The sequence below is a fragment of the Exiguobacterium antarcticum DSM 14480 genome (assembly GCF_000685865.1).
Lineage (GTDB): Bacteria > Bacillota > Bacilli > Exiguobacteriales > Exiguobacteriaceae > Exiguobacterium_A > Exiguobacterium_A antarcticum.
On the sequence record NZ_JMKS01000005.1, the window covers coordinates 579,992 to 596,496 of the forward strand.

Below are 16,505 nucleotides of genomic sequence, written 5' to 3' on the forward strand. Positions count from 1 at the left end.
ATGATGAAACCAATGATTGGACTCGCAGCAATGGGCATGCTCCTTGCAGGATGTGCTTCTCCGGCAGCGCCGGTACAGGAAAAAGTGCTGGGTTCTTCCTACACGTCGATTGAAAAAGAAGCGAACGCGACAACCGTTCGGATGTATATGTGGGGAGGCGACGAGGGCATCAACGCCTATATCGATGAGTATGTGACACCGAAGTTAAAAAAAGAACATCAGATTACGTTGGAACGTGTCCCGATCGAAACGGCGGACCTTATCCAAAAGCTCCGGGCTGAAAAAAAGGCAGGTAAAAAGACCGGTGTCATCGATGTCGTCTGGATCAACGGCGATAATTTCCGGAATGCTAAAAAAGATGGCTTGTTGTATGGCGAGATCACCAAAGTCTTACCGAACATGAAGTATGTGGACCCGCAAGCACAGGGGTCAGACAGCGGGACAGCGACAGACGAGCTGGAAGCCGCGTGGGGGAAAGTCCAGTATACGTTCCACTACGATCAGGGAAGTGTCGCGAATCCACCAAAAGATCTCCAGGCGTTAAAAAGCTGGGTCAAACAAAATCCGGGGAAATTCACTTATCCGGAAGTGACCGACTTCACGGGAAATGCGTTTGTCCGTCACGTCATGTATGGTGTCGAGTCGAAAGAAACGTTAAAGAACCCGAAAGCCGACTTTAAGAAAACATGGGCTTATCTGAATGAATTGAAGCCTTATTTATGGAAAGAAGGCAAGACGTATCCGAAGACATTGGCACAACTCGATCAGTTGTACGCAAAAGGGACCGTCTCGTTTACGATGGGTTTCAACGAGCGTCGGGCAGAACAAGAAGTGAAATCAGGAACGTTCCCGAAAGAGACACGCCCGTTGATTTTAGACGATGGTTCGATCGCATCGACTCATTTTTTATCGATTCCGTTTAATGCCCCGAATCCCAATGGGGCACTCGTCACGATCAATACGTTGTTATCAGCTGAGGCACAGCTGAAGAAATTTGATGCGACCTATTGGGGCGATGGAACAAGTCTCGATCTCGCGACCTTAGGTTCTGACGCGCAAATGGCGTTCGAAAATGTCCCGGCCGCGGATTCGACACCTAAACCAACCGAATTCAAAGGGAAAGTCCGGGCAGAACTCGATCCGGAACTGTTTGATGTCATTCGGAAGGAATGGCCGGAACGTGTGGCGAGGTAACGCCTGGCCCGCCACGTTGTTGATTGCTGGTATGGTCGGCTACGGTCTGTTCGTCAGTCTGTCGATGACGACATGGACCGATTATCGTCAGCTGCTGTCTGACTCCGTGTTTTTAGAAAGTGTCGGACTGAGCTTATATGTCGCCGTCAGCAGTACCGGATTATCGGTAATGATTGGTGCATTGTTGGCCGCATTTTTTGCCAAACAAACGGGTTGGACAGCGCAACTCCTGGCAATTCCTTTATTCATCCCGCACCTCGGTGCTGCCTACTTGTCGTTGCTCTATTTAAGTGACCTGCCCGTCATCGGTCCGCATGAAGGGAATCACTTCAGCATCATCTTGACGTATCTCTATAAAGAAATCCCGTTTGTCTTCTTTTATCTGTTGCCGGTTTACCGGCGTCTTGATCATCGGTATGAAGAACTTGGTTTGATGTTAGGTTTATCCCATCTGCGGCGTTTTTGGCATGGGAAAGGTGTTTTTTTACTGTTTCCCGTCCTGGAAGCGGCGTTCATCGTCTTTGCCTTTACGTTGTTTGCCTATGAGGTTCCTGCGCTACTCGGAGTGACGTATCCGAAGATGATCGGCGTCTACGCGTTTGATTTATATACGCAAGGTGATTTATCAAGCCAACCGACGGCTTTTGCGATCAGTGTCGTCTTGACCGGGATGTTGTTTGTCTTGTTACTGCTATTTACACGATTGATCCGACCGTTGACGGACCGAATCAGTAAGGGGCGATCAGAATGAAGCCGATATTCGTGAAAGGACTAGTAGGTCTTGTTGTCCTCCTTCCTTTGATCGGGCTCCTTCCGTCGACGTCCGCATTTAATCCGCGTCTGCTCGATACGTTGACGACGACGATCACGATGATTGTCGCGGCGACGTTCCTCAATCATCTGATTGGTTATGGAGCGGGTAAAGCGATTGCTTTTAAAACAGGACGAACGACTCGACTGATGGAATTACTGATCAGCTTACCGCTCTTTTTGCCGGTCTTGTTGCTGTCGTTTGGATTGTATCTGACGTGGATCCGGCTAGGACTCGCTGATCAATTCCTCGGCGTCTTGCTTGTGTTGTTATTGCCGACACTGCCGTATACGATCCGGATTTACACAAATGGATTTCAGACATTAGGCGAGCAGATGATGGAACAGATGGTCTTAATTGAGCCGAATCGCTTCAAACGGTTCTTTTTCTTGACGGGACCGATGATGCGTTCGTCTTTACAATCGGTCACGTTACTTGTGACGGTGATTGCCTTGAGCCAGTATGCACTCGTCACCTTGATTGGCGGGGGTGTCGTCCGGATGATCGCGCTCGAAGCGTTTCCGCTGTATAGCGGGAATTCGTTGGCAGCAGCAAAAGAAGCGACGCTCTGGCTGATTGCCTTACCTTTTTTGATTTATTTTGTTCAACTCATTCTTTTTTTTATATGGGTTCAACTAGTTCGGAGGCTGTTAGATGGACGTTACGATCCAGCACGTAAATAAAACATTTGGTCAAAAAAAAGTCTTACATGAGATTGATTTAACGATTCCATCGGGCCGTTGTGTAGCACTCGTCGGTCCTAGTGGGAGCGGGAAAACGACCTTATTACGACTGATTGCCGGATTGGAGAAGGTCTCGAGTGGGGCGATCCATTTCGGAGCGACAGAGATGACACGGGTCGCACCGAACCAGCGGGGGGTGACGATGCTGTTTCAGCGTCCGTTATTGTTTCCGCATCTGACGGTCGGACAAAACGTCCGGCTTGGAATGAAAGCTGGTCACAAGCAGGAGGTAGAGCAGTGGTTGGACCGGGTCGGGTTAAGCGGACGAGCGGACGCCTTTGTCCATGAATTGTCCGGTGGTGAACAGCAACGGGCGAGCTTGGCCCGTGCGTTGGCAAGCCGACCGAATTTTTTATTGCTCGACGAACCGTTCTCAAGTCTCGATTTACCACGGCGACGTGAACTGCGGACATTGATCCGACGTTTGACAGAGGCGCAAGGCGTGACGACCTTGCTCGTGACACATGACCGGGAAGAAGCGATGGCAATGGCGGATTATGTCTACGTCATGGAACAGGGGCATATCATCGATCAGGGAAATCCGGTTCAACTGGCAGAAAAAAGTCCGTTTTTTGGAGACGGTGTTCATTTGAGCGGCGAATGGTATCCCTTGTCGGGAGTAAAGTTAGCCTTAAGACCGACGAATGACTTACAAGAACGTGTTACGATTACGAAAGAGCTGATCCAGTATGGCGTTCGTTTTTATGAAGTCGAACGCGACACGGGAGAACGTCTTGTCGTGCAGACGATGGAGACGTTCCAGGAAACGACGACAGCTTATATCGTCAGGAAGGAGGGGTAGTATGTTAGATACACGGGCCAGAAAATTCGTCCAGCCCCTTTTTGAGCAAATTGCGACATTATTGAAGAAGATGGGACTTTCGGCGAATCAAGTGACCATCATTTCCGGAATCATTGGCGCCTCGACCGGTTTTTTTGTTTATAACGATATGATGGGAATTGCAATCTTACTATTATGGATTTCCGGGATGCTTGACGTCGTGGACGGAACAATGGCACGGCGTGAAAAGACGACACCGATCGGGACGATCCTTGATTTAGTCCTGGATCGTATCGTCGAATTGTCCGTTTTGATTGGGATTGCCCTTCGTTTTCCGGAGACACAGGTCGTCATCTTGTTTTTGATTGCTTCGTTTGTGATCGGTATGACGATGTTTCTTGCCATCGGTGCAGTCAGTGACAATTATGGATTTAAATCGTTCCAGTACCAACCGGGTCTTGTCGAACGGACGGAAGGTTTCCTTTTTCTAACCGCGATGTTATTGTTTCCGAGTGCCATCATTTGGATTGCGATCGTCTTCTTGATTGCTGAACTGTATACGGTCGGAGAACGGTTTTATCAAGCTTCGAAGGTATTACGATGAGTGAATCGGAACAACTGATGGTGGTCGATGTATCCGGTCGTCCGCTTTACCGGGCTACCCGACAAACGGTGCATACGAAAGGGCTGTGGCACGAGACGTTTCACTGTTTTGTCGTTGATCTTGAAAAGGGATATGTTCTTTTACAGCAACGGGCAAAACAGAAAAAAGATTTTCCCGAGTTACTCGATATCACGGCAGCAGGACATCTGCTGGCAGGCGAGACACCGGCAGAGGGGGTCCGAGAACTCGAAGAAGAGATCGGTCTCGTCCGGGCGTTCGAAGACTTGTATCCGATCGGCGTCTTTTTGGAAGAGTTGATTTTCCCTGATTTGCTGGATCGTGAACGGGTTCATTTGTTCATCACGGATTCATCGGAGCCGTTGCATCGTTATGTCTTGCAGTCGACGGAAGTCAGTCGATTGGTAGCTTTTTCTTTTTCTGAATTCGCCCGACTAACAGAAGACGGGACGGACGAATTGGTCACGGTCGGTCAAGAAATCATCCGCCGGGAACAATTTGTGCCCCACCCGGTGCGTTACTGGAGAAAAGTCAACGAAGGGATTCGCGCCTATCGTGCACGAAAAACTTAACATGAGGGCTGCGGCGCAAATCAATGCGGCAGTCCTTTTTTCTTTTTAGAGGCAAAGCTAGGCAGAAAGTAGCATATTGGTCTATTCTTTGAGATAATTAACAATATATATATGATGAAAGAAGGTGCAGCCAGTGGCGTTACGATTTGCATTGCTCGGACTGCTAACTCAAGGAGAAGCGACCGGATATGATTTAAGTACGACGTTCAAAAAACAGATGACTCATTTTTGGACGGCACATCATACACAAATTTACCGAGAATTACTGAAAATGGAAGAAGATCAACTCGTGACGAGTGTCTATATCGTGCAAGAAGACCTACCGGATAAAAAGGTATATTCCATCACAGAAGACGGACAAACGGCACTCGTCGCCTGGCTTCGCGCACCGAGTGAATTCAAACCGAAAATGAAAGATGAAAACTTGATGCGGGTGTCCTTGTTACACCTCTTACCACCGGATGAGGCGATTTTGTACCTAGCCGAGTCCAAACGGCACCATCAGTTTGCCGTCGATATGATGCAAATCTGGCGGAAAGACCATCTGGAAAACGGGGCGACCCTGGGTGAAACGTTGACGAGTGAATACGGGTTACGGATGATGTTGAATTATCTCGATTGGTGTGACTGGGCGATGGAAGAAATCAAAAAAAGTCAGACGAATGTCTAAGCAATGTATCGATTGGATCAATCCTTCTGTTAGAACAGGGGATTGATTTTTTTGCGTCGTCAACATCGCATTCGAAGGAGACGTTGTGGTACAGTAAATGAATTGTATTGGCATTAGAGGAGGCATACAGAACGTGAGTGTATTTACAGATTATGAAGAGTGGTTGGATGAAGTGACGGACGAGATGATTGAACATCAAGTGCATTATGCCGTCGCGGAATTAAAATTAGGTGGAGAAATCAGTGACTATTATGAAGAGTCCGGACTGATTGACCGGTTCGTCACGCAACAGATGGTCTGGTTATCGTTTGAAGAAATGGAGCAGATCTTAGACGAAGCAGGAGATCTTGATCTTGAGATCGTAGCGGACGAAGCGGAATCAGATGTGCAACGGTCACAAGTCAAACAAATTCTGAAGCAGTCGATCAAACAGCAGCTGGTGCTGAAGTCGCAACCGTTCGTCGCGATTCGTCTCGAACAATTGCGTCAGGAGCATCCGTCTGTCAAAGATCAGTTTGAAGAAGTCCAGGCGGCGTATGAGCAAGTCGACCATCTCTTGAAGTCGGGTCCGGAACCGACGATTATTCCGAAACGGTGGTACCGGCGGGAAAGGGTTGTTCCCCGTGCCTTTACCCCGGCAGAACAAACGAGTTTGGAGCAGCAACATCTCCACCTGACACCGCACTATGAAACACAAAAACAGAAGTTAGAGGAACTGAGTCGTGAAATCGCAGCGTATGAGCGGGTTTTGTCGTAAATCGGACCTTTCAGCATGACAACACAAAAATCCCCTTTTCGATGTGGACATCGGAAAGGGGATTTGGTTTCTGGTATTTGTTTAGACAGTTGCAAGTTTAGCAAGAACGAGTTTAGCGACAGCTTCGCTTGAAGCAGGGTTTTGACCCGTGATGACATTGCCGTCGATGACAGCAAATTCTTTTCCGGCATCTGACGTCAGGAAGGTTGCGCCTTCACCACGTAATGTCGTTTCAAGCAAGAACGGGACTTTGTCTTCAAGACCTGTTGATTTTTCTTCTTCGTCTGTGAAGCCGTTGATTTGGCGACCTGAGACGAATGGTTTGCCGTCAATCGTGACATGCGCAAAAGCAGCTGGCCCGTGACAAACTGAAGCCACGATGCCGTCTTTTTTGACCATCGCTTCGATTGCACCAGCGACAAGCGGATTGTTCGGGAAATCGACGACCGCTCCGTGACCACCTGGGAAGTAGACGGCATCAAACGACGCCGGATCAACTTCAGAAAGGGGTGTCGTATCATGAAGGGCACGGCGTGCATCTTGGAATTTCGGTAAGATTTCTTTGACCATCGAAGCTTTATCGATCGGCACGTCGCCACCTTTGACCGAAACGACCGTCACGTCATGACCTGCTTCGTGGAACAAGTTAAACGGGGCAGCAAACTCCTCGAACCATAATCCAGTTTTGTGACCATTCATTTCGTCAGCACTTGTTGAAACGATTAAAATTTTTGACATGATAAAAACTCCTCCTCTGTAATAACGTTACAAAGAAGAAGTTTCCCTTGTCTGAAAAAATTCAAACCTTAGCGATGGTCCGTGTAGGTGTGGACGGGAAGGAGAGACAGGACGTGAGTAATCTGTTCTGCGGTCAACGGTTCCCGCATGGCTTGAAGGTTGGATTGTAATTGGGACACGCTGGAGGCGCCGGGCAAGACGATTTCTGCTTGCTGATCAATTGCTTGAAGAGCCATCGCCGGAAGCGGATAATCCTGTAGTGTCGCGAGAATCTGTTCAAGCTGCTCCTTGTCATACTGTTCGAAACGTTCGACCGACTGCAGACGAGACATACTTTCCGTCGTCAAGAGACCTTTCGCGAGTGGTCCCCGGGCGACAAGTTTAATGTTGCGCTCTTGAAGACGAGGCAATAATTCTTCGATCCGGCGATCGAGTAAAGAGTAAGGTGTCATCAAATAACTAAAGTCACTGTTGTCGAGCCAGTAGTTGATGACGTTCGGACGAAGGGAGGATAATCCGTATTCCTTGATCCGTCCTTCCTGCTGAAGATCCTTCATCGCGCGGATCGAGGCATCGAGATCGTCGTCCATCGTTCCGCCGTGGACGTAATACAAATCGAGATACGGTGTCTCGAGTCGGTTCAGGCTTTCGAAACAAGCTTGCTTCAAGTAGTCGTAACTTGGATCCCATGTCCACCCGGTTCCCGTGTCATTCATCCGGTTACCGCCTTTTGAAGCGAGAAACAGCCGGCTTCGATCTTCAGGCGAAAACGTTTGCCCGATCAGTGATTCGACGGCACCATTCGCATAGACATCCGCCGTGTCGAAATGAATGATTCCTTCGTCGAGCGCAGTCCGGAGAATTTCAGTGGCTTCCTCTTGACCCCGCTTTAAAATCGTCATCGTACCTAATCCAAGTGTCATATCAATCCCTCTTTTCTTTCAACTAATGCTACTGTGTATCAGTTTAGCATATTTGTGTATGGATGTTCCGGAGTGGATTTGCACGAACCGGTCATCTTCTGGCAAAATGAAACAGACTTGCATCAAGAATCCGAAAACAGGCATACTGAGAAAAAGACGAAATTTGATTAGAAGAGGTGTCTATGATGGAAGAAAAAACAGTAGAGCGGGAAATCATTTACGAGGGAAAAGTATTTAACGTCGAAAAACATGTCGTCAGTTTACCAAACGGCAACACATCGATTCGGGAACTGGTCTATCATAACGGGGCCGTCGCCATCATCGCCTTTGATGAAAAAGGTGATTTGTTGGTTGTCGAGCAGTACCGGAAAGCTTTTGAACAATTATCGATTGAAATTCCGGCAGGGAAACTTGAAAAAGACGAAGATCCGATTGCTTGCGCAGGACGGGAATTAAAGGAAGAAACGGGTTATACAGCGAATGAATTGACACATGTCTTTGATTTTTATGGTGCCCCCGGCTTTTGCAGTGAACGGGTACATATTTATGAAGCAACCGGTTTGACGGCAGGACAACGTCAGCTGGATGCCGATGAGTTTTTAGAGAACCGGACATTGACGCTCGAACAAGCAATTGAATTAGTGGAGAATGGGACGATTGTCGATGCCAAAACCATCATGGCGATTCAGCATTGGCACATCCGTACATTAAAATCATTCTAAATTAAATGATTTTCAGTTGATAATCATTTTAATTTGAAAAAGGACTGATTATCAGCTATGATAAAATCATCAGTTTCGACCAAAGGGGGCGCTATGATGGAAAGTCGTGTGGAACGTATAAAAAAACAGCTGAGCGGTAAAGGATATAAGCTGACTCCCCAACGTGAAGCGACCGTGCGGATCTTACTTGAACATGAGTCGGACCACCTCAGTGCGGAGAATGTCTTTTTATTGGTCAAAGAAAAAAACTCAGACATTGGATTGGCGACGGTTTACCGGACGCTTGAGCTATTGACGGAGCTAGAAGTCGTTGATAAAGTCAATTTCGGAGATGGCGTATCTCGATTTGATTTACGGCAAGAGGGCGCGAGTCATTCGCATCACCATCTCGTCTGTATCGAATGCGGATCCGTCGAAGAGATCTTAGATGATATGTTAGAAGACGTGGAAAAAGAAATCGTCTCCCGTTTCCAGTTTAAGATCAAGGATCACCGGTTGACGTTTCATGGTGTGTGCCGGGTCTGCCAAGAGCGTCACGCACGGGAAGCACTAGAACAATCGCAAACGCAAACCGTCTGACTGTCCTCGAAAAATTGAGGACGGTTTTTCTTTTTGAAAAATATAGGTCAGACCTCTTCACAACGGTTTACACCTTTGATATGATGGGAAAGTAAGCGATTTCTTAATGATAGAGGATGAGTTCAGTGAGGGAACAACTGGAGACATTTATCGACTATTTAGTGATTGAACGGCAGATGTCGGCGAATACGGCAGCTGCGTATCGAAATGATTTGAACCAGTACTTGACGACATTGGAGCGGGAAGGGATTTCTTCTGCGGAAGACGTCACGCGACACCATATCGTCCTTCACATCGAATCTCTGTTAGACGCACAAAAGTCGCGCTCGACCGTTCGACGATCAACGAGTTCGATTCGGTCGTTTCATCAGTTTTTAGTGGAACGGCAAATCGTCCGCCACGATCCGTCGCGGCATTTAGATTTACCGAAACCGGATAAAAAACTGCCGGTCGTCTGGAGTCAAACGGATATCGTTCGTCTGCTCGATTCAGTCGTCGGAAATGATCCACTCGTCCGGCGCGATGCAGCGATGCTTGAGTTGTTGTACGGCACAGGCATGCGTGTCAGTGAACTGTTACAACTGACGCTGAATGACTTGCAGCTCGAACTGGGTTATTTATCTTGTCTTGGAAAAGGAAATAAAACACGGATTATCCCGATTAGTCAGACGGCAATTGACAGTGTCTCGACCTATCTCGAGTTAGCACGGAATAGTTTAGGGGGACAACAGACCGACTATGTCTTCCTGAACAGCCGGGGCAATCGTTTATCGCGGCAAGGCTTTTGGAAGATGATTAAACGTCGTGCCAAAGAAGCAGGGATTGAAAAAGAAATCACCCCCCATGTCTTGCGGCACTCGTTTGCGACCCACCTTCTTGAGAACGGAGCCGATTTACGGGTCGTCCAGGAAATGTTGGGTCACGCGGATTTGTCGACGACCCAAATGTATACGCATGTCAACAAGGCAAGACTTCACGATGTCTATAAGAACCATCATCCACGTGCGTGATGGTTCTGCATTAAAAAGGTCTGACTTCAGACAAATAGAGGGTTTGGTCTAGCCTGTTTGCGGGAAAAATCGTAACGGGATTTGTCTTGTATTTGTATTTAGTAAGAATTATGTATTTAGGAGGAATTTTAACATGGCTCAATCATTTAAACGGATTTTTTTAGTCGTCATGGATTCAGTGGGAATCGGCGAAGCGCCGGATGCAGAACAATTTGGTGATGTAGGTGCACATACGCTTGGTCACATCGCACAAGAGCGTAATGGACTCAATATGCCACATCTGGCAAAACTGGGCCTGTCGCATATCGAACCGGTTCAAGGTGTATCAGCAGAACTTGCACCGCTTGCTTCCTATGGAAAGATGGAGGAAGTGTCTGCCGGAAAAGATACGATGACGGGACACTGGGAAATCATGGGCTTACGGATTGATACGCCATTCCGCGTCTTCGAAAAATTCCCGGAAGATTTGATTGGTCGTCTTGAAACGTTTTCTGGTCGCAAAATCATTGGGAACAAACCGGCTTCTGGTACGGAGATTTTGGACGAGCTCGGTCAAGAACATGTTGAGACAGGCGCCTTGATCGTCTATACGTCTGCCGATTCCGTGCTTCAAATCGCGGCACACGAAGAAGTCGTACCGCTCGAAGAATTGTACCGGATTTGCGAATATGCGCGTGACATCACTCGTGATGATCCATACATGCTCGGTCGAATCATTGCCCGCCCGTTTCTCGGCGAACAAGGGGCTTGGGTCCGGACGTCGAATCGTCACGACTATGCCTTGAAGCCGTTTGACCGGACTGTCATGAACGAACTCGAAACAGCAGGACTCGACGTCATTTCGCTTGGGAAAATCGCGGATATCTTTGACGGTGAAGGCGTGACGGATGCCATCCGGACAAAGTCGAACATGGATGGAATGGATCAGCTCGTCAACCAACTGGATCGTGATTTTACAGGACTCTGCTTCTTGAACCTCGTCGATTTTGATGCCTTGTTCGGTCACCGTCGTGATCCACAAGGATACGGTCAGGCGCTCGAAGAATTTGATGCCCGTCTGCCGGAAGTTTTTGATCGTCTTCAGGAAGATGATTTGTTGATCATCACAGCCGATCATGGAAATGATCCGGTTCACCCGGGAACGGACCACACACGTGAGTATGTGCCACTCCTTGCCTACCGGAAAAATGGTGTCGCAAATGATTTAGGTATTCGTTCGACGTTCGCGGATCTTGGTGCGACGGTTGCTGATAACTTCAACGTGAAGATGCCGGCACACGGTAAGAGTTTCTTAACAGAACTTTAATTTTAAGGGAGCGATTCAGATGACAGTCAATTGGAATGAAACACGTTCGTATTTAGAAAGCAAGATGCAAGCGAAACCGGAAATCGGTTTGATTCTCGGGTCAGGACTCGGTGTCCTTGCGGATGACATCGAAAATCCGATTGCGATTCCTTACAGCGATATCCCGAACTTCCCGGTGTCGACGGTCGAAGGCCATGCCGGGCAACTCGTCTTCGGGACACTCGAAGGCAAACAAGTCGTCGCGATGCAAGGACGTTTCCACTTCTACGAAGGCTACTCGATGGAAATGGTCACATTCCCGGTCCGTGTCATGAAAGCGATTGGTGTCGAAACACTGATCGTCACGAATGCAGCCGGTGCCTGTAACGAAGCATTCGAACCGGGCGATTTGATGTTGATCACAGATCATATCAACTTCTTCGGCACAAACCCGTTGATCGGCAAAAACGTCGATGAGATGGGACCACGTTTCCCGGACATGTCAAAACCGTATGATGCAGAGTTGTTGCGTCTTGCGCAAGACACGGCAGATGAACTGGGCATTACAGTCCGTCAAGGTGTCTACTTCGGGAATACAGGACCGACATATGAAACACCGGCTGAAGTCAAACTCGCCCGGTTACTCGGCGGAGATGTCGTCGGGATGTCGACGGTTCCGGAAGTCATCGTCGCCCGTCACGCGGATATGCGTGTCCTTGGAATTTCATGTGTCTCGAACATGGCAGCAGGGATTCTCGATCAACCACTCCATCATGATGAAGTCATGGAAACAACAGAACGTGTCCGAGCCCATTTCTTGTCGCTCGTCCGTGGTTCAATTAAAAAAATGTAAGCACGAATTATTCTAGAGGAGGAACTTATTATGCGTATGGTAGATTTGATTGCAACAAAACGAGACGGCGGCGAGTTATCAACAGCCGATATTAAAGCGATGGTCGAAGGATTCACGAATGGTGACATTCCTGACTATCAAATGTCAGCGATGTCGATGGCGATTTTTTATCAAGGGATGTCGGATCGTGAAATCGCGGATTTGACGATGGCGATGGTCGAATCAGGTGACGTGATTGATTTATCACGGATCCACGGTAAAAAAGTCGACAAACACTCAACAGGCGGCGTTGGCGATAAAATCAGTCTGATCGTCGCACCACTTGTCGCGTCAATCGGGATTCCGGTTGCGAAGATGAGCGGACGTGGTCTTGGTCACACCGGCGGAACAATCGACAAACTCGAAGCATTCCCAGGATTTGATGTTGAATTGTCGGAAGAAGCATTCGTTTCGCAAGTCAACGACATCAAAATGGCGATCATCGGTCAAACCGGTAACCTGACACCGGCCGATAAAAAATTGTATGCCTTACGTGACGTGACGGCGACGGTCAACTCGATTCCATTGATCGCAAGCTCAATCATGTCGAAAAAAATCGCAGCTGGTGCCGACAGTATCGTCCTCGACGTCAAAACGGGTTCTGGTGCCTTCATGAAATCGTTAGACGATGCCAAAGCCCTCGCAACAGAGATGGTCTCGATCGGGAAAAGCGTCAACCGGAAGACGATTGCCGTCATCACGGACATGGATCAGCCGCTTGGAAACGAAATCGGAAATGCGAACGAAGTCAAGGAAGCGATCGAAGTCCTTCAAGGGAAAGATGTTCGTGATTTGAAAGTCATCGCCTTGACGATTGCTTCACATATGGCAGTTCTCGGTGAGTTCTACCCGACGTTTGACGAAGCGTATGCGGATCTCGAGACACGTCTTGCGAACGGAGCAGCGCTCGACGTCTTCAAGAAATTCATCGCAGCGCAAGGCGGCGACGCGTCGCTCGTCGACGATATGTCGAAAGCACTCGAAACGAAATTCGAAAAAGATTTCGTCGCGTCTAAAGCAGGATACGTCTCGGAAATCATCGCGGATGAAGTCGGTGTCGCAGCCATGATTCTTGGTGCCGGTCGTGCAACGAAGACTGATGTCATCGACCATGCAGCAAGCGTCACTTTGTTCAAGAAAGTCGGAGACTATGTTGAAGTCGGTGATGTCATCGCTACACTCCGTTCGAACAAAGAAACACTCGATCAAGCCATCGAAAAAATGGATCATGCGTACCATATCAGTGAGACGAAGCCAGAAGCACGTCCACTCGTTCACGCGGTCATCCAATAAGTCGTTTTTTGACAACCGTCTGGGTTTCTTTCCCAGTCGGTTGTTTTTTGTTATAGTAAAATGAATGACGTAAGGGGGAATACAGATGAAACCAAAAAAACTAACTGTCGGCGATACGATTGCAATCCTCTCACCGGCATCCGCGGTCGCAGCATACGTACCCCGTCGTCTGCAACGGGGAATCGAGACGCTCGAACGGATGGGCTTTCAAGTCCTCGTGATGCCAAATACGACGGCTGTCCACAGCCACACGGCAGGGACAATCGGCGAGCGGATCCAGGATTTACATATGGCATTTGCTGACCCATCGATCAAGGCGATCATTACGACGATTGGCGGCTTCAACTCGCATCAACTGCTCGATGAATTGGATTATGATCTGATTCGGAACAATCCAAAAATCTTCATGGGCTATAGCGACATCACGGCGCTTCATGCCGGTATCTATGCGAAGACCGGTTTGACGACGTTCATCGGACCGGCGATTTTACCGCAGTTCGGTCAGCTGCAAGGACTCGACGAGTATACGCAAAAGTGGTTTGAAAAAACGCTGATGCAGACCGGACCGATTGGTCAAATCGAAGCGTCAGACGAGTGGACGGATGAAGTCTTACGCTGGGACGTCGCGGACGACCGGAAACGGACACATGTCGTCAATGACGGATACATCGTCGCCCGGGAAGGAAAGGGAACGGGTCCGATCCTCGCGGGTAACCTCGGAACACTGTTATTGCTTGCTGGTACACCGTACATGCCGTCATTCGACGGTGTCGTCCTGATGCTTGAAGACGATGAAAGTGAGACGCCGGAAACGATCGACCGGTACTTCACACAACTGCGGCATCTCGGGGCCTATGACAAGATTTCGGCGCTCGTCGTCGGACGATTTTCCCGCAAAGTCGATTTTGATCCGGACTTCCCGCTGAAGGACATCATCTTACGGGCAACACGCGGCTATGACTTCCCGGTCGTGCTCGACGCAGACTTCGGGCACACCGATCCGGTCCTGACGTTACCGAACGGGATTCGGGCGACCGTCGAGGCAAATGAAACGGTTATACTCGAAATTCTTGAATCTGCGGTCGAGTGAGTAAAAAACCTGCGTTTTGAGTAAAGGTTTGATACACTAGATAACGGAGCCATGATAGATGTCGTGGCGAACACCATTAGCTGAAAAGCGCGAAAGGTTGGTATACGATGCAAAAAACTGGATATATCTTATTAGAAGACGGAAATAAAATTGAGTTTGAATTGTTTAATGACGACGCACCGATCACAACAGAAAACTTCGAGAACCTTGCAAACTCGAACTTCTACGATGGATTGAACTTCCACCGTGTCATCCCGGGCTTTGTCTCACAAGGCGGTTGCCCGATCGGAAACGGAACGGGTGGTTCTGGTAAGACGATTCCATGTGAAACGTCAACATCATACCCGCACAAACACAAAGCCGGTTCGCTTTCAATGGCGCACGCAGGCCGTAACACAGGATCAAGCCAATTCTTCGTCGTCCACGAGCCACAGCCGCATCTCGACGGCGTGCATACGGTCTTCGGACAAGTGACATCCGGTCTTGAACATGCTCAAAAAATGAAGCAAGGCGCCGGCATTAAAGAAATTCGCGTCGAAGCGTAAGTCATTCCTCTCCTTCTTTGATGAAAGAAGGGGAGTTTTTTTTCGGTTGATTACGGGAAGTGACAAAAAGAATCCAAAAATGAAGGAGCGATCCATGATGCGTTTAGCAGGAAAAAAAATCATCCAACTTGTCAGTAATGATTTTGAAGATTTAGAGCTGTGGTACCCGGTCCACCGATTACGGGAAGAAGGGGCCGTCGTTGAGATCGTCGGTGAAAAGGCCGATGAAAAATACATCGGAAAATACGGTGTCCCGATTGTGTCAGACAAAACGTTTGACGAGATCAATCCGGCAGATTACGATGCGATTTTAGTACCGGGCGGCTGGTCACCAGATTTATTACGCCGGTTTGATTCCGTCCTTGCCATGGTCCGCCACTTTGATCAAACGAAACAACCGATCGGTCAGATCTGTCATGCCGGTTGGGTCTTGATTTCAGCAGGTGTTTTAGACGGAGTCAACGTCACGAGTACACCGGGGATCAAGGATGATATGACGAATGCCGGGGCGATTTGGCACGATGAAGCCGTTGTCGTCGACGGACATATCGTTTCGAGCCGTCGTCCGCCCGATTTACCAGATTATATGCGTGAATTCATCACGGTGCTTGAGGCTTCGAAAAAAGCGTAAACAGCCGTCGAAGAATACGCAAAAATTGATCTTTAAGCGGAACGTGGGGGCGGATTTCCTAATCCAGCCCCTGTTCTTGTCTAGACACAATCACGCGCCGGCGGAAAAAAATATCTCCTGAGAAAAGCATGGCAAGCGAACGATGATCCACCGGATTTCAACTTGATTTTTGTGTGAATGGACAAAAAAGTGAGGTAATTTGAGTCGAGAAGGTGTAGAATAAACAAGTCTCAGTCGATCATACTCCTGAGAGTTGTTGAAACTAGGAAGGTGTAGAATCAGATGCTAGTAAAATATAAAAAGTTGAATGAACGGACCGCGATGGGGTTAATCGCTTTTTCGTGTGAAGTGAAGGATCCAAAGTATTTGCTTGAAACGGTTCAAACCTATGAACAAGATGAAAATCAACAGTTGTATCTCTATAAACAAGATGAAGACTTTATCGGAATCATCGGGTTTCAATTAGTGGATGGCCACGCTGAATTGAAACATATCGCCTTGTCCCCGTCATTCCGGGGAGAACGGATGTCTTACATGTTGCTTGATGCGGCAGAAAAGATGATCCGAATGGAGATTACGGGGGCAACGGAAGAAACCAGTCGGCTTGTTGAAAAGTGGAAAACCCAATAAAAACCGGTCCATGTATT

General features: G+C 48.3%; 20 protein-coding genes. 18 read left to right on the forward strand and 2 right to left on the reverse strand.

Features of this window, described 5'->3' with window-relative positions; all coding sequences use genetic code 11:
- The 8 genes from P404_RS0114255 (at position 1) to P404_RS0114290 (ending at position 6,150) form a co-directional block, all read left to right on the forward strand.
- Entirely contained in the window at positions 1 to 1,194 is a 1,194-nt protein-coding gene (locus tag P404_RS0114255) for an ABC transporter substrate-binding protein (RefSeq protein WP_014969966.1), read from the forward strand.
- The gene (locus P404_RS0114260) at positions 1,181 to 1,945 is read left to right on the forward strand and encodes an ABC transporter permease family protein (RefSeq protein WP_026831101.1); all 765 of its coding nucleotides are present in this window, start codon (positions 1,181 to 1,183) and stop codon (positions 1,943 to 1,945) included. The genes P404_RS0114255 and P404_RS0114260 overlap by 14 nt, the downstream gene beginning before the upstream one ends.
- Positions 1,942 to 2,688 (forward strand): ABC transporter permease subunit, encoded by a 747-nt coding sequence (locus P404_RS0114265; RefSeq protein ID WP_026831102.1) that lies wholly within the window; start codon positions 1,942 to 1,944, stop codon positions 2,686 to 2,688. Before P404_RS0114260 ends, P404_RS0114265 begins: the two co-directional genes overlap by 4 nt.
- Entirely contained in the window at positions 2,660 to 3,550 is an 891-nt protein-coding gene (locus P404_RS0114270; protein WP_026831103.1) for an ABC transporter ATP-binding protein, read from the forward strand. Before P404_RS0114265 ends, P404_RS0114270 begins: the two co-directional genes overlap by 29 nt.
- Before the next feature lies 1 nt (position 3,551).
- Complete coding sequence (locus tag P404_RS0114275; protein ID WP_014969970.1) at positions 3,552 to 4,133, forward strand: CDP-alcohol phosphatidyltransferase family protein; 582 nt, start codon at positions 3,552 to 3,554, stop codon at positions 4,131 to 4,133.
- Positions 4,130 to 4,723: an NUDIX hydrolase gene (locus P404_RS0114280; protein ID WP_026831104.1), complete on the forward strand. Its 594-nt coding sequence runs from the start codon at positions 4,130 to 4,132 to the stop codon at positions 4,721 to 4,723. Before P404_RS0114275 ends, P404_RS0114280 begins: the two co-directional genes overlap by 4 nt.
- 133 nt (positions 4,724 to 4,856) lie before the next feature.
- The gene (locus P404_RS0114285) at positions 4,857 to 5,393 is read left to right on the forward strand and encodes a PadR family transcriptional regulator (protein ID WP_014969972.1); all 537 of its coding nucleotides are present in this window, start codon (positions 4,857 to 4,859) and stop codon (positions 5,391 to 5,393) included.
- Between the two features lie 133 nt (positions 5,394 to 5,526).
- Entirely contained in the window at positions 5,527 to 6,150 is a 624-nt protein-coding gene (locus P404_RS0114290) for a hypothetical protein (RefSeq protein WP_014969973.1), read from the forward strand.
- A gap of 81 nt (positions 6,151 to 6,231) precedes the next feature.
- Here P404_RS0114290 and P404_RS0114295 read toward each other — a convergent pair whose 3' ends face one another.
- Both P404_RS0114295 and P404_RS0114300 read right to left on the reverse strand, forming a co-directional pair.
- Positions 6,232 to 6,888, reverse strand: coding sequence for a type 1 glutamine amidotransferase domain-containing protein (locus P404_RS0114295; protein WP_026831105.1), 657 nt, complete (start codon positions 6,886 to 6,888; stop codon positions 6,232 to 6,234).
- Positions 6,889 to 6,956: 68 nt separating this feature from the next.
- The gene (locus P404_RS0114300; RefSeq protein WP_051590522.1) at positions 6,957 to 7,811 is read right to left on the reverse strand and encodes an aldo/keto reductase; all 855 of its coding nucleotides are present in this window, start codon (positions 7,809 to 7,811) and stop codon (positions 6,957 to 6,959) included.
- Positions 7,812 to 7,996: 185 nt separating this feature from the next.
- Here P404_RS0114300 and P404_RS0114310 point away from each other — a divergent pair, with 185 nt between their 5' ends.
- The 10 genes from P404_RS0114310 (at position 7,997) to P404_RS0114355 (ending at position 16,488) form a co-directional block, all read left to right on the forward strand.
- Positions 7,997 to 8,533, forward strand: coding sequence for an NUDIX hydrolase (locus P404_RS0114310; protein WP_026831107.1), 537 nt, complete (start codon positions 7,997 to 7,999; stop codon positions 8,531 to 8,533).
- 96 nt (positions 8,534 to 8,629) lie between these two features.
- A complete protein-coding gene (gene fur, locus P404_RS0114315; RefSeq protein WP_014969978.1) occupies positions 8,630 to 9,112 on the forward strand; it encodes a ferric iron uptake transcriptional regulator in 483 nt (160 codons plus the stop codon).
- A 125-nt stretch (positions 9,113 to 9,237) separates the two neighbouring features.
- Positions 9,238 to 10,122 (forward strand): site-specific tyrosine recombinase XerD, encoded by an 885-nt coding sequence (xerD, locus tag P404_RS0114320; protein WP_014969979.1) that lies wholly within the window; start codon positions 9,238 to 9,240, stop codon positions 10,120 to 10,122.
- 133 nt (positions 10,123 to 10,255) lie between these two features.
- Positions 10,256 to 11,428, forward strand: a complete 1,173-nt coding sequence (gene deoB, locus P404_RS0114325) for a phosphopentomutase (RefSeq protein WP_014969980.1) — start codon at positions 10,256 to 10,258, stop codon at positions 11,426 to 11,428.
- Between the two features lie 19 nt (positions 11,429 to 11,447).
- Positions 11,448 to 12,260 (forward strand): purine-nucleoside phosphorylase, encoded by an 813-nt coding sequence (locus tag P404_RS0114330; protein WP_026831108.1) that lies wholly within the window; start codon positions 11,448 to 11,450, stop codon positions 12,258 to 12,260.
- Between the two features lie 30 nt (positions 12,261 to 12,290).
- Positions 12,291 to 13,592: a pyrimidine-nucleoside phosphorylase gene (locus P404_RS0114335; RefSeq protein ID WP_026831109.1), complete on the forward strand. Its 1,302-nt coding sequence runs from the start codon at positions 12,291 to 12,293 to the stop codon at positions 13,590 to 13,592.
- An 85-nt stretch (positions 13,593 to 13,677) separates the two neighbouring features.
- The gene (locus P404_RS0114340) at positions 13,678 to 14,682 is read left to right on the forward strand and encodes a S66 family peptidase (protein WP_014969983.1); all 1,005 of its coding nucleotides are present in this window, start codon (positions 13,678 to 13,680) and stop codon (positions 14,680 to 14,682) included.
- 107 nt (positions 14,683 to 14,789) lie between these two features.
- Entirely contained in the window at positions 14,790 to 15,227 is a 438-nt protein-coding gene (locus P404_RS0114345; RefSeq protein ID WP_014969984.1) for a peptidylprolyl isomerase, read from the forward strand.
- Positions 15,228 to 15,324: 97 nt separating this feature from the next.
- The gene (locus tag P404_RS0114350) at positions 15,325 to 15,858 is read left to right on the forward strand and encodes a type 1 glutamine amidotransferase domain-containing protein (RefSeq protein ID WP_026831110.1); all 534 of its coding nucleotides are present in this window, start codon (positions 15,325 to 15,327) and stop codon (positions 15,856 to 15,858) included.
- Between the two features lie 282 nt (positions 15,859 to 16,140).
- Positions 16,141 to 16,488 (forward strand): GNAT family N-acetyltransferase, encoded by a 348-nt coding sequence (locus P404_RS0114355; protein WP_014969986.1) that lies wholly within the window; start codon positions 16,141 to 16,143, stop codon positions 16,486 to 16,488.
- Positions 16,489 to 16,505: the final 17 nt, after the last annotated feature.

Coding starts and splice junctions, on each gene's coding strand:
- P404_RS0114255 (WP_014969966.1), top strand. CDS start 1: ATGATGAAACCAATGATTGGACTCGCAGCAATGGGCATGCTCCTTGCA.
- P404_RS0114265 (WP_026831102.1), top strand. CDS start 1,942: ATGAAGCCGATATTCGTGAAAGGACTAGTAGGTCTTGTTGTCCTCCTT.
- P404_RS0114270 (WP_026831103.1), top strand. CDS start 2,660: ATGGACGTTACGATCCAGCACGTAAATAAAACATTTGGTCAAAAAAAA.
- P404_RS0114275 (WP_014969970.1), top strand. CDS start 3,552: ATGTTAGATACACGGGCCAGAAAATTCGTCCAGCCCCTTTTTGAGCAA.
- P404_RS0114280 (WP_026831104.1), top strand. CDS start 4,130: ATGAGTGAATCGGAACAACTGATGGTGGTCGATGTATCCGGTCGTCCG.
- P404_RS0114295 (WP_026831105.1), bottom strand. CDS start 6,888: ATGTCAAAAATTTTAATCGTTTCAACAAGTGCTGACGAAATGAATGGT.
- P404_RS0114300 (WP_051590522.1), bottom strand. CDS start 7,811: ATGACACTTGGATTAGGTACGATGACGATTTTAAAGCGGGGTCAAGAG.
- P404_RS0114310 (WP_026831107.1), top strand. CDS start 7,997: ATGGAAGAAAAAACAGTAGAGCGGGAAATCATTTACGAGGGAAAAGTA.
- fur (WP_014969978.1), top strand. CDS start 8,630: ATGGAAAGTCGTGTGGAACGTATAAAAAAACAGCTGAGCGGTAAAGGA.
- deoB (WP_014969980.1), top strand. CDS start 10,256: ATGGCTCAATCATTTAAACGGATTTTTTTAGTCGTCATGGATTCAGTG.
- P404_RS0114330 (WP_026831108.1), top strand. CDS start 11,448: ATGACAGTCAATTGGAATGAAACACGTTCGTATTTAGAAAGCAAGATG.
- P404_RS0114335 (WP_026831109.1), top strand. CDS start 12,291: ATGCGTATGGTAGATTTGATTGCAACAAAACGAGACGGCGGCGAGTTA.
- P404_RS0114340 (WP_014969983.1), top strand. CDS start 13,678: ATGAAACCAAAAAAACTAACTGTCGGCGATACGATTGCAATCCTCTCA.
- P404_RS0114345 (WP_014969984.1), top strand. CDS start 14,790: ATGCAAAAAACTGGATATATCTTATTAGAAGACGGAAATAAAATTGAG.
- P404_RS0114350 (WP_026831110.1), top strand. CDS start 15,325: ATGCGTTTAGCAGGAAAAAAAATCATCCAACTTGTCAGTAATGATTTT.
- P404_RS0114355 (WP_014969986.1), top strand. CDS start 16,141: ATGCTAGTAAAATATAAAAAGTTGAATGAACGGACCGCGATGGGGTTA.